Source organism: Candidatus Methylomirabilota bacterium, from assembly GCA_035709005.1.
Classification (GTDB): domain Bacteria; phylum Methylomirabilota; class Methylomirabilia; order Rokubacteriales; family CSP1-6; genus 40CM-4-69-5.
On sequence record DASTFB010000023.1, the window covers coordinates 47,319 to 64,018 of the forward strand.

General features: G+C 70.6%; 13 protein-coding genes. 3 read left to right on the forward strand and 10 right to left on the reverse strand.

Annotated elements, in window-relative coordinates; all coding sequences use genetic code 11:
* Positions 1-4: 4 nt before the first annotated feature.
* Genes VFR64_03975 through VFR64_03990 form a run of 4 tightly spaced genes read right to left on the reverse strand, consistent with a single transcriptional unit; the run spans position 5 to position 3,757 of the window.
* The gene (locus tag VFR64_03975; protein HET9488905.1) at positions 5-484 is read right to left on the reverse strand and encodes a tripartite tricarboxylate transporter TctB family protein; all 480 of its coding nucleotides are present in this window, start codon (positions 482-484) and stop codon (positions 5-7) included.
* Between the two features lie 20 nt (positions 485-504).
* Positions 505-1,707: a cytochrome c peroxidase gene (locus VFR64_03980; GenBank protein ID HET9488906.1), complete on the reverse strand. Its 1,203-nt coding sequence runs from the start codon at positions 1,705-1,707 to the stop codon at positions 505-507.
* Positions 1,704-2,396, reverse strand: coding sequence for an SCO family protein (locus tag VFR64_03985; protein HET9488907.1), 693 nt, complete (start codon positions 2,394-2,396; stop codon positions 1,704-1,706). The genes VFR64_03980 and VFR64_03985 overlap by 4 nt, the downstream gene beginning before the upstream one ends.
* Positions 2,397-2,449: 53 nt before the next feature.
* A complete protein-coding gene (locus VFR64_03990; protein ID HET9488908.1) occupies positions 2,450-3,757 on the reverse strand; it encodes a selenium-binding protein SBP56-related protein in 1,308 nt (435 codons plus the stop codon).
* 236 nt (positions 3,758-3,993) lie between these two features.
* Here VFR64_03990 and VFR64_03995 point away from each other — a divergent pair, with 236 nt between their 5' ends.
* Positions 3,994-8,205, forward strand: a complete 4,212-nt coding sequence (locus VFR64_03995) for a sigma 54-interacting transcriptional regulator (protein ID HET9488909.1) — start codon at positions 3,994-3,996, stop codon at positions 8,203-8,205.
* Here the strand turns inward: VFR64_03995 and VFR64_04000 are convergent.
* A complete protein-coding gene (locus VFR64_04000; GenBank protein HET9488910.1) occupies positions 8,202-8,831 on the reverse strand; it encodes a hypothetical protein in 630 nt (209 codons plus the stop codon). The genes VFR64_03995 and VFR64_04000 overlap by 4 nt on opposite strands.
* Before the next feature lie 22 nt (positions 8,832-8,853).
* Positions 8,854-10,245, reverse strand: coding sequence for a selenium-binding family protein (locus VFR64_04005; GenBank protein ID HET9488911.1), 1,392 nt, complete (start codon positions 10,243-10,245; stop codon positions 8,854-8,856).
* A gap of 368 nt (positions 10,246-10,613) precedes the next feature.
* Between VFR64_04005 and VFR64_04010 the strand changes: the two genes are divergently transcribed.
* Together VFR64_04010 and VFR64_04015 are read left to right on the forward strand one after the other, a co-directional pair.
* The gene (locus VFR64_04010; protein ID HET9488912.1) at positions 10,614-11,138 is read left to right on the forward strand and encodes a redoxin domain-containing protein; all 525 of its coding nucleotides are present in this window, start codon (positions 10,614-10,616) and stop codon (positions 11,136-11,138) included.
* On the forward strand, positions 11,138-12,130 hold the full coding sequence (locus VFR64_04015) for an ABC transporter substrate-binding protein (GenBank protein HET9488913.1): 993 nt from the start codon (positions 11,138-11,140) through the stop codon (positions 12,128-12,130). The genes VFR64_04010 and VFR64_04015 overlap by 1 nt, the downstream gene beginning before the upstream one ends.
* On the opposite strand, the gene VFR64_04020 is transcribed toward VFR64_04015, so the two are convergent.
* The 4 genes from VFR64_04020 to VFR64_04035 are packed head-to-tail and all read right to left on the reverse strand — an operon-like array spanning position 12,120 to position 16,699.
* Positions 12,120-13,622: a tripartite tricarboxylate transporter permease gene (locus VFR64_04020; GenBank protein HET9488914.1), complete on the reverse strand. Its 1,503-nt coding sequence runs from the start codon at positions 13,620-13,622 to the stop codon at positions 12,120-12,122. The genes VFR64_04015 and VFR64_04020 overlap by 11 nt on opposite strands.
* Before the next feature lies 1 nt (position 13,623).
* Positions 13,624-14,130 carry a tripartite tricarboxylate transporter TctB family protein gene (locus tag VFR64_04025; GenBank protein HET9488915.1) on the reverse strand — a complete coding sequence of 169 codons (507 nt, stop codon included), beginning with the start codon at positions 14,128-14,130 and terminating at the stop codon, positions 13,624-13,626.
* 2 nt (positions 14,131-14,132) lie between these two features.
* Positions 14,133-15,107 (reverse strand): tripartite tricarboxylate transporter substrate binding protein, encoded by a 975-nt coding sequence (locus VFR64_04030; protein HET9488916.1) that lies wholly within the window; start codon positions 15,105-15,107, stop codon positions 14,133-14,135.
* Entirely contained in the window at positions 15,104-16,699 is a 1,596-nt protein-coding gene (locus tag VFR64_04035; protein ID HET9488917.1) for an AMP-binding protein, read from the reverse strand. The genes VFR64_04030 and VFR64_04035 overlap by 4 nt, the downstream gene beginning before the upstream one ends.
* Between the last annotated feature and the right edge of the window lies 1 nt (position 16,700).

The window sequence follows — 16,700 nt, forward strand, 5'->3', positions numbered from 1 at the left end:
GCCGTCAGATGCCCAGCGGCCCTTCCGGCACCGGCACGCCGAGCGCGCGACAGAGCAGGCGGGCCGCCGTCACCACCACCGCCGCGGACAGCAGCGTCACCCACCAGCGCTTGTCGGCGACGATGCCGAACAGCACCACCAGCATGAGAAAGATCGTGATGCTGAAGCCCGCCCGCTCGAGGATGAACCCGGCACCGAACAGCGTCGCCAGCACGACGCTCACCACGCCCCAGCGGCTGGCGGTCGGGGCGGGTCCGCCGCCGGCCTGCCCGGGCGGCGCGATGGCCACGCGCACGAGTCGGCCGAGGGCCATCGCCGCCAGCAGCGTCGCGGTCGCGAACGGCATGAAGCCGGGACCGGGATCGTGAACGGTGCCGAGACCCAGCCGATGGGCGCCGAGGGCGACGGCGGCGGCCAGCGCGAACAGGAACGCGCTCGCGTAGGCCTCAGGGTCCGTCGGGCGCCGCCCCCCCGCGTGTTCCACCGATCGGGATCATAGCCCGCTCAGCTGTCCGGCGCGCCCGGGGTTCGGGCCTCGTCGACGAGCTCGGCGGTGCCGTCCCCCGTGAGCGCGTGCAGGAACTCCACGAGGGCCGCGACCTCGTCCTCGCTGAGCCCGAGCGGGCCCAGCCGGGGATCGAGGCCCGGGTGCGGGTTGGCCCCCCGCGCGTAGTAGCGAACGACGTCGGCCAGCGTGCGCAGCGAGCCGTCGTGCATGTACGGCGCGGTGAGGGCCACGTCGCGCAGCGAGGGTGTCCGGAATTTCCACACGTCGGCGGGGACGAGGGTCACCTCGTGGCGCCCGAGGTCGGCGGCGGCGGGCTCGCCGACGCTGTCCACGATCTCGCGCGGCACGTCGACGGTGACGCCGGGAGCGACTTCCACCGACACGGGCGTGCGCTGGCGCGGGCGAACGACCGCGTTGTAATGGCCGATGCCGGTGTCGTGGAAGGCGCCGTTCGTGAACAGGGCGTCCCGGGCCCCGATGGTGTGACAGCCGACGCAGCCGGCCTTGCCGGTGAACAGGCGGAAGCCTTCCACGGCCCGGGGCGTCAGGGCCGCGCGCTCGCCCCCGAAGTACCAGCGGTCGAACGGCGAGCGTCCCGACAGCAGCGTGCGCTCGTAGCTGGCGATGGCCTGGCCGATACGGTCGGGACTGGGTCCGGCGCCGAAGGCCCGCTCGAAGAGACCAGCGTAATCCGGCAGCGCCCGGAGGCGGGCGATCACGTGGCCGATGGAGGGATTGCCCATCTCGCTGCGCTCCACCAGCGGTCCGATGACCTGACTCTCCAGCGCGATCTCGCGCCCGTCGTGGAAGAGCCGCTCGACATAGGCCACGTTCAGCAGCGTGGGCGCGTTGCGGCGCAGGCTGCGGCCCTCGACGCCGACCGCGCGAGCCAGCTCGTTGTTCGTGAAGCCCTGCTCCGGGATGTGGCACATCGCGCAGGACATCGTCCCGTTGTGGGACAGGCGGCGGTCGAAGAAGAGCTTGCGTCCGAGCGCGACCTTGGCCGCCGACGGCCGGTTGTCGGCGGGGACGGGAACCGGCGGCAACCCGAGCGGCGGGGCCGCGACGCGGGCCAGCGCGGCGGCCAGCCGCCCGTCCCCATCGGTGGCATGAGCCGGCGGGCCAGCCGTGAGGGCCAGAACCGCTGCCAGGGCGCCGAGCAGCGGCCTCGCCACGAGCCGCGTGAGCCCCGTCGTCATGGCCGGTGGCCTTGCTCTTCCAGGAGCAGGGTGCGCACGTCCGCCAGGAGCAGGCGAGCGTCGAGGAAGTCGAGCCCGTAGACGTTGCGAATCCGGCGCCCGGCGTCGATCAGGTAGACGCGCAGCAGATGGGTCGGCGGCGCCGTCCGGTCGCCGAGCCCGACCGGCTGCCCGTACGCCTCGAGGAGCGAGGTCAGCTCGCGCTCGGACGTGGGCACCACGAAATCCCACGGGCTCGTCCCCCTCGACTCCTGCCGGGCCGCGCCGGCGTACCGGCCCAGCGCGGCGGGGCTGTCGTTGCGCAGATCGAAGCTGACCGTGACCAGCCGGAGCCGGCGTGCCAGCACGGGATCCCGGCCGGCCGCCGCCCGAATCTGATGGAGCACCGCCGTGGCGAGCGGGCACCCCTGGGGGTCGACGCAGCGGGTAGAGATGAAGCTCACCACGACGATCCGATCGCCCATGAGCCCGTGCAGGCGGCGCGGAGCCCCGGCCGCGTCGACGACATGAGCGTCGGCGGCCGGCTTGATCGCGGGCAGCGCGTAAGTGCCGGGGCGCGGCGGCTCGTAGTCGAAGCGCGGGAAGCCCAGGTCCGCCGCGGTCGAGCCCGACCCGTGGGCCCACGCCGCGCCGGCTACCGCGGCAAGGGCCACCATCGTCGCCGTCAGAAGCCTCGCGGTCCGAATCATCGTTCGTCCTCCAGGGGCGGCGCCGGCGTTGGCGCCGCCCCGACATGCCGTCATTACCGGTAGAGGCTGGTGCTTCCGAAGCGCATGACGTGCGCCCGGCCCAGCCCGAGCTTGGCGAAGTCCAGGGCGAAGCGTTCCTCCAGGGCCTTGCCGTCCCAGGTGTAGGCCTTGAAGAACTGCTCGTCGGCCTCGGCCTTCTTGTCCCAGCGGGCCAGCACCGAGCTGGTGAAGTAGAGCCGCTTGCCGTCCCAGCTCTGCGACACCATGTTGATCTGCGAGCCGATCCGCTTGCTGTAGATCTCCCTCGGCCGGTGCGGGTCGCTCACGTCGAAGGCGCGGACGGTGCCGTCCATGAAGGAATCGACCCACAGCGTGCGATCGTCGGCGCTGAGGGTGATGGCCACCGGCAGCGGGATCGTGGCGGGGTCGCCGATGTCGGCGACGGGCTTGGCCTGCCATTCCCCTCTGGCGTCCTCGTGGATGAGCCAGATCTTCGAGGTCAGCGCCGTGGTGGTGAAGGCGTAGTTGTGGCCCGGCTGCGTGGCGAACCGGATCTCCAGCGGCGAGCCGGGCACGTGCAGCACCGTACGGGGCTTGCGAGCGTGGAAATCCCAGACCACCACGGTCTGCCCGAAGCGCTTCATGGCCTCGGGGTCCTTCAGCATCTGGCCGAAGTCCATCATGTAGTTGGACCAGCCGGTGAAGGACGAGGTCAGCATCACATTCTTGCGCGGCAGGACGCGGATGTCATAGCCGTAGCCGTCGGCCACCTTCTCGATCCTGGCCCCGTTGGCCGTGGTGGCCAGCGGCATCCAGTGGGTCGCCACGTACTTGCCCTCGTTCGAGTACTCGACGAGCGCGGTGTGCCCGCCGTGGTCGCGGTTGTTGGACAGGGCGGCGATCATCATCCGCCCGGGCAGCGCGTAGAAGGTATGCGGTCCTACCACGCCGCCGGAGGCGCGGACGAAGTCGTCGATGGTCTTGTGCAGCCGAGGCCGGGCCGGATCGGTCGCCACGTCGAAGATGAAGATCTTGCTGGTATCGAGGCCGCCCGCCCAGAAGTAGCGCCGGTCGTCGGTGAATCCGCCGTGGTGGGCCTCGTGGCGCCCGCCCACGGAGACCGAGTGGATCACCTGGCCGTACGTGGACGAGCCGCGGCGGACGTCGATGGTGACCAGCTTGTCGGAGCCGTCGCCCATCCCTTCCACGCCGAGGGTCCACACGTAGACGAATTCCTCCTCGCCGGTGATCTTCTGCACATAGGGCGACTGGCACGGCTCGTCGGCGCGCGCGGCTGCCGGCGCCAGCGCTGTCAACAGCGCGACCAGGACGATCCACCTGACTGCGGGGCTCGGTTTCATCGCTCTTCCCTCCTCGTCGATCGGTCGGTTCGCCTGCGGCGAGCGACGGCCCACTTGCCGGCGCCCGCGAGTCGACGAGCGCTGGTGCAGCCGGAGTGCCACGTCCAGATGCGCTGTAAGGGCGCGGAGTTAACCCCAGGCAGCCCGAGATAGACCACACGGCACTTCGCCCGATTCGTCGGTTTCGTCAGTTTTCCGGCGAGCCCGACGGCGTCGAGGTACCATACCGGCTGTCGATGCCAGCGCTGGCCGAGCTCCTCGGCGATAGCCCCGCCCTGGTCGCCGTGCGCGAACAGGTCGCGCGGGTGCTACGCCGCCCCAGCGGTCCCGTGCGACGGCCGCCGCCCATCCTGATCCTCGGCGAGACAGGCACCGGCAAAGGGCTCCTCGCTGCGGCCATCCATCGCGCCGGCCCGCGCGCGGGCGGGCCCTTCGTCGACGTGAACTGCGCCGCCATCCCCGACACGCTGCTCGAAGCCGAGCTGTTCGGCTACGAGCGCGGGGCCTTCACCGACGCGCGCCAGGCCAAGCCGGGACTGTTCCAGGCCGCCTCCGGCGGCATCATCTTCCTCGACGAAATCGGGCTGCTGCCACTCGGCCTGCAGTCCAAGCTGCTGCGGGTGATCGAAGAGCGCTCGGTCCGTCGGCTCGGCAGCACCCGCAGCGAGCCGCTCGATGTGTGGATCGTGGCGGCGACGAGCGAGGACCTGGCGGCCGCCGTGCGGACACGCCGGTTCCGGGAAGACCTCTACCACCGCCTGGCCGTCGTGACGCTGCAGCTACCGCCGCTGCGCGAGCGCGGCCGCGACGTCGTGAAACTGGCCGAGCGCTTCCTGGCCCGAGCCTGCGACGACTATGGCCTCGCGCCGAAGACGCTGACCGAGGACGCTCGGGCCGCGCTCCTGGCCTTCGCGTGGCCGGGCAATGTCCGGGAGCTCGCCAACGTGATGGAGCGGGCCGCCCTGCTCACCGACGCCCGGGCGCTGGAGGCCAGCCATTTCGGGCTGACCGCGCGGCCCGCCAGCCAGCCGACGGCCGGGGCGCCCGAGGCCGATCCCGACGCCGTCGAGGACGCGGACGAGCACACTCGCCTCCTGAAGGTTCTCCAGGCCACCGGCTGGAACATCTCGCGCGCGGCCGAGCGGCTCGGCATGCCGCGCAATACGCTGCGCTACCGGCTGGAGCGTCACGGCCTGGCCGCCGACAGCCCGCCGGACCGGCGGCGCGGCGGGCGCCCGCCCCGCACCCCCCGAACCGGCGGGTCTCCGCCGCCCCCCGCGCCGGCCCCCCGGCAATGGCAGGCCCGCGTCACGATGCTGCAGGCCCGACTCATCCCTATTCGTGCGGACGCCGGGCCTTCCGACACCAAGCGCGCCGTCGAGGCGGTGCGGGAGAAAGTCCAAGGATTCGGAGGCGTCATCCAGGAGCTGACGCCGACGGCGATGGTCGCCGCGTTCGGGCTGGAGCCGGTCGAGGATTCCCCCCGACGCGCGGCCCTAGCCGCCATGGCCATCCGGGCCCTGGCCGCACGGGCCCGGAGCGATGACGAGGGGCGGCCCGACCTGAAGGTCGCCCTCCACACCCAGCAGCTTCCGATCACCCGGCGCGGCGACACCGCCGAGATCGATCCCGATGGACGTCACGCCGGCTGGACCATCCTCGCGGCGTTGCTCGAGCGTGCGGGCAGCGGCGATATCGTGACGAGCCGCCCGGCCGCCGGTTTCCTCGAGCGCGCCTTCAACCTGATGCCGCTGCCGACGGGGGACGCGTTCCGGCTGACCGGGCAACGGGACCCGGCCGTGACGGCCTTCGTCGGACGGGACCGCGAGCTCACCCTGCTCACCGAGCGGTTCGAGCAGGCGCAGGCGGGCCAGGGTCAGGTCGTCGTGGTCGTCGGCGAGCCCGGCATCGGCAAGTCTCGCCTGCTGGCCGAGCTCCGCCGCCGGCTGGCCGGCGACTGCACGTGGGCCGAAGGTCACGCCCTGGCCTTCGGCGGGTCGATGCCGTTTCACCCCGTGATCGAGATGCTGCGGCGGACCTACCGCATCGACGACGCCGATCCCGAGGCCGTGATCATCGAGAAGCTCGAGCCGCGAATCCTGAAGCTGGGTGAGGATCTGCGCCCCACGCTGCCATTCCTGCGCTACCTGTTGTCGCTGGATCCGGGTGATCCCACCGTCCCGGCGATGGACGCCAAGCTCCGGCACGCCGAGATCGTCATGGCTTGCCACCGCGTCCTGGAGCGGGCGGCCGAGCGACGCTTGCAGGTTCTGGTTCTCGAGGATGCCCACTGGATGGACCCGGCCACGGGAATGTGGATCGCCGCCCTGGCCGATCGGATCGCCGGCAAGCGCCTGTTCCTGATCCTCACCTGTCGTGCCGGTCACGCGCTGCCACTCGGCGATCGCACGGTCCACACGCGGCTGGCGCTCGCCGCGCTGTCGACGGCCGACAGCGTGCACGTCGCCCGCGCCACGTTAGGGGCCGACGAGCTGCCAGGCGAGCTGGAGTCAGCCATCGCCAGCAAGGCCGATGGCAACCCATTCTTCGTCGAGGAGCTGGTCCGGTCGCTGCTGGAGACGGGCGCCCTGCGGCGCGAAGGCGGGCGGGTCGCGCTGGCCCGGGGTCTGGACGAGGTCGTCGTTCCCGACACCGTTCAGGACGTCATCCTGGCCCGCATCGGCCGCCTCGATCCGTCGGCGCGACGCACGCTGCAGCTCGCCTCGATCGTCGGTCGCGAGTTCGGTCGGCGCCTGCTCGATCACGTGATCGGCGAGCCCGAGCGCGTGGGCCTGGCGCTGAGGCAGCTCACGGCCGTGGAGCTCGTGTACGAGAGGACGCTCTTCCCCGAGCCCGTCTACGCGTTCAAGCACGCGCTCACCCACCAGGTCGCCTATGCCACGATGGAGCCGGCCGAGCAACGGGAGCTGCACCGCCGCATCGGCGCGGCCATCGAGGCGTTCGACGCCGACCGCTTGCCCGAGCACTCCGGCCTGCTGGCCCACCACTACTCGCGGGCCGAGGAATGGCCGAAGGCCCTGCAGTACCTGCTGGCCGCCGCGGCCAGGGCGGCCGCGGCCTTCGCCACCCGCGAGGCGCTCGCCCTTTACGATCAAGCGCTGGAGGCGGCCGAGCGCCAGCTGAACGGGGCCGATCGGTCGACCATCATGGCCATCTACGAGGCCAAGGCGGCGCTGCACATCGTGGTCAGCGACTTCGAGCAGTCGCGAGTAGAGGCCAGCCGGCTGGTCGAACTGGCCCGCGCCGCCGACGACCGGCCCCGCCAGGCCGCGGCGCTGGCCGCGCTCGCCTGGGCCTCGACCTGGGCGCGCGACCTGGACGGCGCCACCACCTACGCGCAGCAGGCCATCGAGGTCGGCGAGTCGGTGCGGGCCGAATCCGCGCTGGCCCGAAGTCACTTCGCTACCGGCTTTGTCCGCGCGGTCACCGGCGGGCTCGACCAAGCCCGGGACCATCTCTCTCGCGCGCTCGCCAGCAGCCGCGCCGGCGGCGACCCCTTCCATCAGTCACTCACGCTGGCCGCCCTCGGCCTCGTCAAGAGCTGGGAGGGGAACTACGGGGAAGCGACGGCACTGCAGAGCGAGGGCCTGGACATCGCGCGGAGCCAGGGGCTACTCTACCCGCTGCTCTTCGGCGTGTTCCTGCACGGCCTCACGCTCACCGCCCGAGGGGACTACAGCACGGCGCAGCGCGGGTATCACGAGGGGCTGGCGCTGGCCGAGCGGCTCGGCGACGAGACGATCCATCACCGTTTGCTCAACTGTCTGGGCTGGCTCCATCTGGAACTCGGGGATCTCGACGCGGCCGAGGACCTCAACCGGCAGAGCGCCGCGGTGGGCCGCCGACGCAAGGACCCCGGCACCATCCCGAACGCCGAGATCAACCTGGGCGATGTCTTTCTCGCCAAGGGCGACCTGCCGCTGGCCCGGGAGTTCTACGAAGGTGTCGAGCGCTACGCCGCCGATCCGGATACCAGCGAGTGGATGCGCTTCCGATACCTGATTCGCCTGGCGGCCAGCCAGGGCGAGCTGTGGCTCGCCAGTGGCGACCTCGACCGCGCCCGTCAGCACGCCGAGCGCTGCCTGGAGCTGGCCACGCGCAGCAACGCCCGCAAGAACCTCGTCAAGGGCTGGCGCCTGAGCGGCGAGATCGCCCGCCGCCGACGCCGCTGGGACGACGCCGAGCAGGCGCTGCGCCGAGCGCTGGCCCTGGCCGAGCAGATCGGCAATCCGCCCCAGCGCTGGCTGACGCTGGCCGCCCTGGCCGGGCTCGAGCTCGAGCGCGGTCGGCCCGACGCCGCCCGGCTCGCCGGCGCGGCCGCCCGGGAGGTGATCGACGGCGTGCTGGCCGGGCTCGCCGATCCGGCGCTGCGCGTGAGCCTGCAAAGCGCGCCCGTGGTCCAGAGCATACGTGACCTGGCGCCCTAGCTCCGGACGAGCAAGAGAATAGCTCCCGTTACGGCCAGGGAGGCTGTCCACAGGAGGTCGAGATTGACCCACCCGCGCCGCAAGAAGGCGAGCCCGACCCACTCGTAGACGACGATCGCGATCACGCCGGTCGTCACCAGCATCGCCAGCGTGTGCACGCCGACCGCGGCGAGCGAGATTGCGAGCGAGGCGCCGGGCGACGGGTGACCGTGCTCGTGCCCGGCCGAGCTCAGGGGAGCCAGGAGCGGCACCAGCATCAGTCCCGCTCCGTGCGCGCTGGCCATCAGGAACGACCACAGGCCGAGCCCGGCCATGCCCGTGCGCATGCCGAACCGGACGCGATGGCGCGAGCCGTACAGGTAGTGATAGGCCGCCCACCCGATGAGGACGAGCCCGGCGGCGAGCCGGAGGGCCCGCTGATCGACGACCAGGCCGAGCGCCACCACGGCGATGGCCACCACGGCGATGGCCAGCGCGTGCCCCAGCGCGATGGGAATCAGTGATGTCAGGACCACGCGCCGGCTGCCGCGATGCAGGCCGAGGGCGACCGCGAACAGCCAGCCCATGGCGGGGTTGACGCCATGAAAGGCGCCCAGCCCCGCCAGGGCTAGCCACGGCCACGTCAACGATCAGCCCGCTGGCCGTGCCTCACGGATAGCAGTAGGAGTCCGAGGACGCGTCGCCGCCCTGCAAACGCACCTGATGCGGGCGGTAGCCGTCGGGCCACGGAATGAAAAAGTCCTTGGCGAGCTCGATGCCCCCGCCCGGCCTGGCGTCGACGCGGACCATCCATCCCTGCACGCCGTCAGGGTAGAACTGAGGGTCCACCGCGCCGTAGAGCGAATTCGTGAAGTAGATCCGCCGGCCATCGCGGCTGATCTCCACCATCTGCGGCCCGCCGTTGAGCGGCCCCTGGCCAGCGGGGTGCGCGGCGCGGGCCACGATGCCTCCGATCCGTACCGTGCCCGTCAGCTTCGGCTTGAAGGGATCCGAGACGTCGTACTGCTGCAGATCGCCCGTGCCCCAGCAGGACACGTAGAGATAGCGGTCGTCGACGGAGAGGTCGATGTCGGTCACGAGCGGCGGGCAGGCCTTGAAGGCCTGGATCGCCGGCGGCAGCCGCTCCGGGTCGGTCGGCTCGGCCGGGATGTCGATCACCTTCTTCACGGCGAAGCGGTCACCCTCGCGGTACCACACCCAGATCGAGGACGAGAGGTCTTTGAGGCACACGACGCAGTTGACGAACCCGTAGGTCTTGGTCGGATCGTGAGCGGGGCGCAGCTCGAACACCAGCTGATAGTCCGGCCCGAAGTCGATCTCCTGGATGTGCTTGCGCTTGTGCAGGTCCCAGAAGTGCAGCCGCCGCCCGTACTTGCTGCCGAGCAGCAGTTCGGGGACGAGCCCGTTCTCGAACATGTCGGGCGTGCCCCACTCGCTCGTCACCATGACGTCGTGACCGAGATGCCACCACATGTCGTAGGCGAACTGCTGGGGGCCCCGGTCGAGCTCCCAGCGTCCCCGCACGTCGAACGTCTCGTGGTCCATGACGAAGACGCCGCCCGGCCCCTTGCCCTCGGCATTGCCCAGGGCCGTGACGTAGATGCCATCCGGCCCGCAGTGCACCGTGTGAGGACGGGAGTAGCCCGCGCGCTCTGCCAGTTCGCGGGCACCGATCGTCCGAATCACCTTGGGGTGCCGGGGATCGGGCTGAGTGTCGAGGACGTGGATGTTCGAGGACCGCAGCCCCGGGACGATCAGGTATCTGCGCTCGACGTGGGGGTGCGGGGCGTTCGGACAGAGGCACGAGCTGCAGGCGTTCCAACCGAAGTGGTGGAGCTCATCGCCGGCGTTGGGCATGGGCGTCCGGCCGACGATCTGCCCGTAGCCCTTGGAGCCCGGATCGACGTCCACGACGGCGATGCGATCCGGCCGGGCCCGTTCGGGGTCGAACTCGGCCACGTAGGCGAGCTTTTCCGGGGGCGCCTGTGCGGCCAGGCGCGGAGAGGGATAGAAGGAGGGGTCGGGCGTCCATCTCGCCATGGTGGTCTCCTTTCTCAGAGGGTTTCCGAATGGGGCCGTTTACCAGCCATCGACTGGCAGAGAGCATCCTAATCAGAGGGATGTGAGTGTACCAGCCGGGACAGTGGCAGGGTGTTGAAATCACAGCCGCGCTCGGCAGCCCCATGGGCGTGGCCGCAGCTTGACCCGCTTTCCCCGAAACAGTATCGTGGCCGTCGTCCATCGCGGCAGCCTCATGCGTAGGGGCGAGGGCGGAAACCACGCTATCACCCCTCGAGTTCATAGTGTTGACCTGCAGCTTGTCCCAGCAGTCACGACGGAACGATCCGGAGCGATGAGGGGGACCGATGAGTCCAAGGCTGGTACGGACGTCGACGGTCGTTGCCGTGATGAGCGCCGTCCTTTTCAGCGTCGGAAGCGCGATCAGCCCCGGGCCGGCGGTGGCGGAGCCCGGGGTCGGCGACCGGGCGCCCGATTTCACGCTCCCGGCGACAACGGGAGACAAGATCAGCTTGAGCCAGTTCCGTGGCAAGAAGATCGTCCTGCTGGAGTTCTACGGCGCCGACTTCAATCCTGTGTGAGCGGCAAACTTGTCGGCCAGGAAGGCCGACTACGGCAAATTCGAAGCGCTGAACGTCCAGATCCTGGGGATCAGCTCCAACAACCCATTCTCGCAGAAAACGTTCGCCGACTCGCTCCAGCTTCCCTACCCGCTGCTGAGCGACTTTCCGCATCTCACCACGATCAAGAGCTACGCGGGCCTCAACAAGCAATGGTCGAGCACGACCGCGCAGCGCGCCTTCTTCCTCATCGACAAGAACGGCGTCATCCGAGGCCGATGGCTCGGCACGGTCACGGACGTATTCCCGACCGAGGCGATTCTGGAAACGGCGCGGGCAGTCGCCAGGGAGTGATGGCCGGGCCCCCCGTCTGTCGGGTATTCGGCCTCGCGCTCATCCTGATCGCCGGGGGAGTGGTGCCCGGGCCGGCGGCCGCGCAGGTGGCGAAGCCGATCCTGATTGGAGCCTTGACCGAGTCCTGGGGCCCCACGCCGGCGATCGTGGGCCTGCGGGACGGCCTGGTCGAGTTCGGCTATCGGGAGAACGAGCACTTCGTGATCGGTGTCCGCTTCACCGAGGGCAACGCCGAGGCGCTGCCGCGCGCGGCGCGCCAGCTCGTCGAGCGAGGGGCCGACATCCTGGTCAGTGGGGGCGGCGGCGCGAACGAGGCGACGGCGCTCCAGCGGGCGAGCAATCGCATCCCCATTGTATTCATCAGCGGGAGCGATCCGGTGGGCACCGGACTGGTGCAGAGCTTTGCCCGGCCGGGTGGCAACGTGACGGGGGTAGCTGATCTCGACGTCGAACTCGCGCCCAAACGGCTGGAGATCTTCCGAGACCTCGTCCCGGGGCTGAACCGCGTCCTCTTCGTCTACGACGCCGGGGACACCTACGCCGTGTCCCAGCTGGACCGGTATCGAGAGGCGGCACGGCGATTGAGACTGAGGCTGGTCGAGCGGCCGGTGCGCACGCAAGCCGAAGCCCGGGCAGCGCTCGGCAGCGCGAGAAAATCCGAGGTTGACGGGATCCTTTCGCCTCGCTTCCTCTCGCTGAACATCCCGGGCTTCATCATCGAAGCCGGGCTGAGGCAGGCCCTCCCGACGATGCTCCACGCCTCGTTCCACGTCGAGCAGGGCGGCCTCGCCAGCTACGCGGCGAACCTGTACGAGCTAGGTCGCCACGCCGCCCGGCTGGTGGACCGGATCCTCAAAGGCGCCCGCCCCGCCGATGTCCCGGTCGAACAGGCCACGCACTTCGAGCTGACCATCAACACGAAGACTGCGCGAAGGCTCGGTCTCGCGATCCCGCCGAGCATCCTGCTACGGGCGAATCGCCTCATCGAGTAATCCCGGCGGTGGCGGGCTTCATGTTCCGCCACACCGCCCAGGCGACGGCCGCGGCCGCCAGGCCCAGGGCCACCGCGCTCACTGGACGCGTGACGAACACCGAAAGGTCGTTGCCGTGCGACACCATCGAGGTGAGGAAGTACTGCTCGGCCATCGGGCCCAGGATGATGCCCATGACCATGGGCGGCACCGGCAGATCCCAGCGGCGCATCACGAAGCCCAGCACGCCGAACAGCATCGTGAGCCAGACGTCGGCCATGTCGTTGCGCAGCGCGAAGGCCCCGATGAAGCAGAACACCACGATCGCCGTGTTGAGCAGGAAGGCCGGCACCCGCATCAGCGCGGCGAAGCCCATCGCGGCCAGGAAGCCCAGCCCGATCATGAGCACGTTGGCCAGGATCATGCCGGCGAACAGCGTGTAGACCTGCTCCGGCTGCTGCGCGAAGAGGAGCGGCCCGGGCTGGATGCCGTGGATGAGGAACACACCCATCATCACGGCGGTGGCCGCGCTGCCGGGAATGCCGAGGGTCAGCAGGTGGATCATGGCGCCGCCCGTGGAGCCGTTGTTGGCGCTCTCGGCGGCCACCAGCCCGCCGGCGTGGCCGGTGCCGAACTGCTCTGGCTCCCGGGCCATCTGTTTTTCCAGGCCGTAGGCCACGAAGGAGGACACGGTCGCGCCGGCGCCGGCCAGTCCCCCCACCGCGATGCCCACGACCGTACCCCGCACGAGCGGTCCCCGCAGGGGCCACAGATCCAGGAGCGGCAGTCGGGGAATCGACCGCGCCTGCGTGAATGGCACGCTCTGCGGCGGGGGGCCGGTGAGCTGATCGAGGATCTCGCCGATGGCGAAGAGTCCGATGAGCACGGTGACGAAATCCACGCCCGTGCGGAGGAACGGCACGCCGAAGGTGAAGCGCTCGACGCCGTACTGAGCCTCGGTCCCCACCGTGCCCAGGAACATCCCGGCCAGGAGCGAGATGAGCGCTCCCGTGACCGAGCCGTGCCCGAGCACCGAGACGCTGGCCAGCCCGAAGACGACCACGGAGAAGAACTCCACCGTGGAGAAGGTCAGCGCGAACCGGGCGAAGGGCGGAGCGAAGAAGGCCAGGCAGAGCGCGCTGGCCAGCCCGCCCAGCGCCGAGGCCATGATGGCCAGGCCCAGCGCGTATCGAGCCTGGCCCTTGCGGTTGAGCCGGTAGCCCTCCCACGCCGTGGGCACGTTCATGGGGTCACCGGGGATGTTGAAGAGGATCGCCGTGATCGACCCCCCGAAGACCCCGCCGCAGTAAATCCCGATCATCAGCAGCAGAGCGGGCACGATGCCCATCAAATAAGTGAACGGCAGCACCAGCACGATCGAGTTGAGCATGGTGATGCCGGGCAGCACGCCGGCGAGCACCCCGATGGCCAGGCCCAGCACCACCATGAGGAAGTTCCCGGGCTCGAAAACGTTGAGGAGGCCCACGCCGAGGTTGGCCAGCGCGTCGGCCACGTCAGAAGATCCCGAGCAGGCGGTAGAGCGACAAGGTCACGGCCTCGAAGGGGCCGTCGCCCTTGGGCAGGGGCAGGTACACGACCTTGACGAAGAGATAGAGCACGCCGAGGGTCCCGCCGACCGCGGCCGCCGCCACGCCCGCCGGTCGTCGCGCGCCGGCCCCGACCGCGAACGCGGCGATGAAGCCTCCGGTGGCCAGGGGAAAGCCGACGAGCGGAGTCGCGAGCACGTAGAGCAGGATCAAGCCGATCGCCAGCGCCAGGCGCCGCCGGGCCAGCGGCGCGGCGCGGGACGAGGCCGCGCGATCCCCCGAGGCGCCACGCCACAGGGAGGCCACGCGCACCGCGCATACCGCGGCCAGCCCGACCAGCACCAGCCGCGGCCAGAAGTCCGGACCCAGCTGCCCCTCACGCGCGAGATCGCCGAGCCCGCGCGTGGCCGGGAGCAGCCCGAGCGCGAGCACGAGACCGGCGAGGGGCGCCAGGACGCGCGCCAGGCCGGCCATGGTTACTTGCGGAGCCCGAACTCCTTCACCAGCCGATCGAGCGTGGCCACCTCACCGGCCGCCCAGCGGCCGAACCGCTCCGGCCCCAGATAGCTCTCCGGGCTCATGTACCAGTCCTCGGCGAACTTCTTCCACTGCGGGGTCTGCACGGCCTTGCCGAAGGCGTCGGCCAGGGCTTTCACGCGGTCGGCCGGGGTCCCCGCCTTGGCCACGACCCCCCGGAACTGCGGTAGGGTGATGTCGAGCCCCAGTTCCTTGGAGGTCGGCACCTCGGCGAACGACGGGTGCCGCCGCTCGGCGAAGATGACCAGGGGCTTGAGCTGGCCGGCCTTGAGGTACTGCAGCACGTCGCCAGCCTGCTCGTAAAGGACCTCGGCGTGACCGCCGAGCGTGGCCGCGTAGCGCTCGCCCGGCTTGGGATACGGCACCGTGGTCATCTTGTAACCTTTCTTTTCGAGGTACCGGACGGTGACGTCGTCCACGGTGCCGAAGCCGGTGCCCGCCACCCGCAGCTTGCCCGGGTTGGCCTGCGCGTGCTTGAGGAGCTCCTGGATCGTCTTGAACGGTCCGTCGGCCTTGACGAAGAGGAAGGAGTCGGCGACCTGGGTCCGCGTGATCCACGCCAGGTCTTCGACCTTGTGACGAGCCAGCCCCATGGGGATCGTCATCAGCGTGTCCTGGATGTAGACGGCGACCGTGTAGCCGTCGGGCTTGCCGTTGAGGACCTTGGCCAGCCCCGTGTTGCCGGCGGCGCCCGGCGCGTTGGAAACCGGCAAGGGCGTGCCCAGCAGGGGCTGGGTGAGCGTCCCGAGCTGGCGGGCCATCGAGTCGGCTCCGCCGCCGGTGCCCCAGGGGACGATGAAGTCGATGGGCCGGCTCGGGAACTTCTCCTGGGCCGCGCCAGGGACAGGGGCCAGAGCGGCTAGCAGCAGCGCGGCGATCACGAAGACGATCGGAGCAGGCAGGCGTGTCGTCATGGCTCTCCTCTCAGCGAGACCTCGCGCCGCAGCTCGCGCCGCAGCAGCTTGCCGGTGGTGGTCATGGGCAGCTCCGACCGGAACTCGACGATGCGGGGCGCCTTGTAGGGCGTGAGGCGTTCCCGACAGAAGTCGATGATCGCGGCGGCGCTGGGGGGCGTCCCCGGCCCGTCCCTGAGCACGACATAGGCTTTCACTGCCTCGCCGCGGTAGTCGTCGGGGACCCCGACCACCGCGGCCACCTTCACCGCCGGGTGCGCATAGAGCGTTTCCTCCACCTCGCGAGGCCAGACCTTGAAGCCGGCGGTGTTGATCACGTCCTTGCTGCGGTCGACGACACGGAAGTACCCCTCGTCGTCCATGCAGGCGATGTCACCGGTGCGGAGCCAGCCGTCGCGCATCACCTCGGCGGTCTCCGCCTCTCGCCGCCAGTACCCGAGCATCACCTGGGGGCCGCGGACCAGCAGCTCGCCGGCTTGGCCCGCCGGCACGTCCCCGCCGCGCTCGACGTCGATGACCCGCGCGTCGGTGTCGGGCAGCGGAACGCCGATCGAGCCGGCCTTGGCTCGCCCGATGGGGTTGGCGTGTGTCAGGGGGCTGGTTTCCGTCAGCCCGTAGCCCTCCACCAGGACCTCGCGTCCCACCAGCGCGTCGAACGCCGTCTTCACGGCCGGCGGCAGCGGCGCGGCGTTGGTGCGGCAGGCGCGCAGCGCCGAGTAATCGGCCCGCCGGCCCTCGCCGTCGTTGAGCAGGGCGATGAACATCGTCGGCACCCCGAAGAGCCGGGTGGCTCGGTAGCGCGTGACCGCGCGGGCCGCCGCTCCCGCGCTGAACCGCGGCAGCACCAGGCAGGTGCTGGCGGCATAGAGCGGAACGTTCATGGCGCCCGACATCCCGCCGGAGTGGTAGAACGGCAGGACGCACACCGCCGTCTCCTGGCCGGGCGCGAACGCGTACCATTCGGCGAACTGGATGGTGTTGGCAACCAGGCTGTAGTGGCTCAGCATCGCCCCCTTCGGCGTCCCGGTCGTCCCACCCGTGTAGAGCAAGACGGCCATGTCGCGCTCGGGGAGGCAGGCCGCCGGCTCCGCGGGCGGAAGGGCCGCCAGGCCGTGGAAGCGCTCGCTGTCCAGGAACGGGATCTCCAGCCGACCGGCGGCCGCCTGGGCGGCGCTCCCGGCCGCGCCGACGACGAGGCCGACGTCGGCATCACCGAGCTGCTGGACGAGCTCGGCCTCGCGCGCAGCCGGATTGGCGGGCACCACCACGCCCCCCGCGACCCAGGTCGCGTAGTAGGCGACCACGAGCTGCGCCCCGTTCGGCAGACAGTAGCCCACCCGGGTTCCGGGACCGACGCCGGCCCCGCGCAGCCCGGTCGCCGCGCCACGGGCGGCCCGCCACAGCGCCTCGTAGGTCACCGTCCGTTCCTCGGCCAGCGTCTCGGGGCTCAGCTCGCGCAGAGCGACGCGGTCGGCGAAGCGCGCGACATTGCGCTCGAGGAGCCACCAGGCCGGCACGCGCGGATAGTCGAGCGTGAAGGCAAGATGGGCGGGCCAGACGTCGTGCCACCGGCGATACTCGGAGGAGGGCACG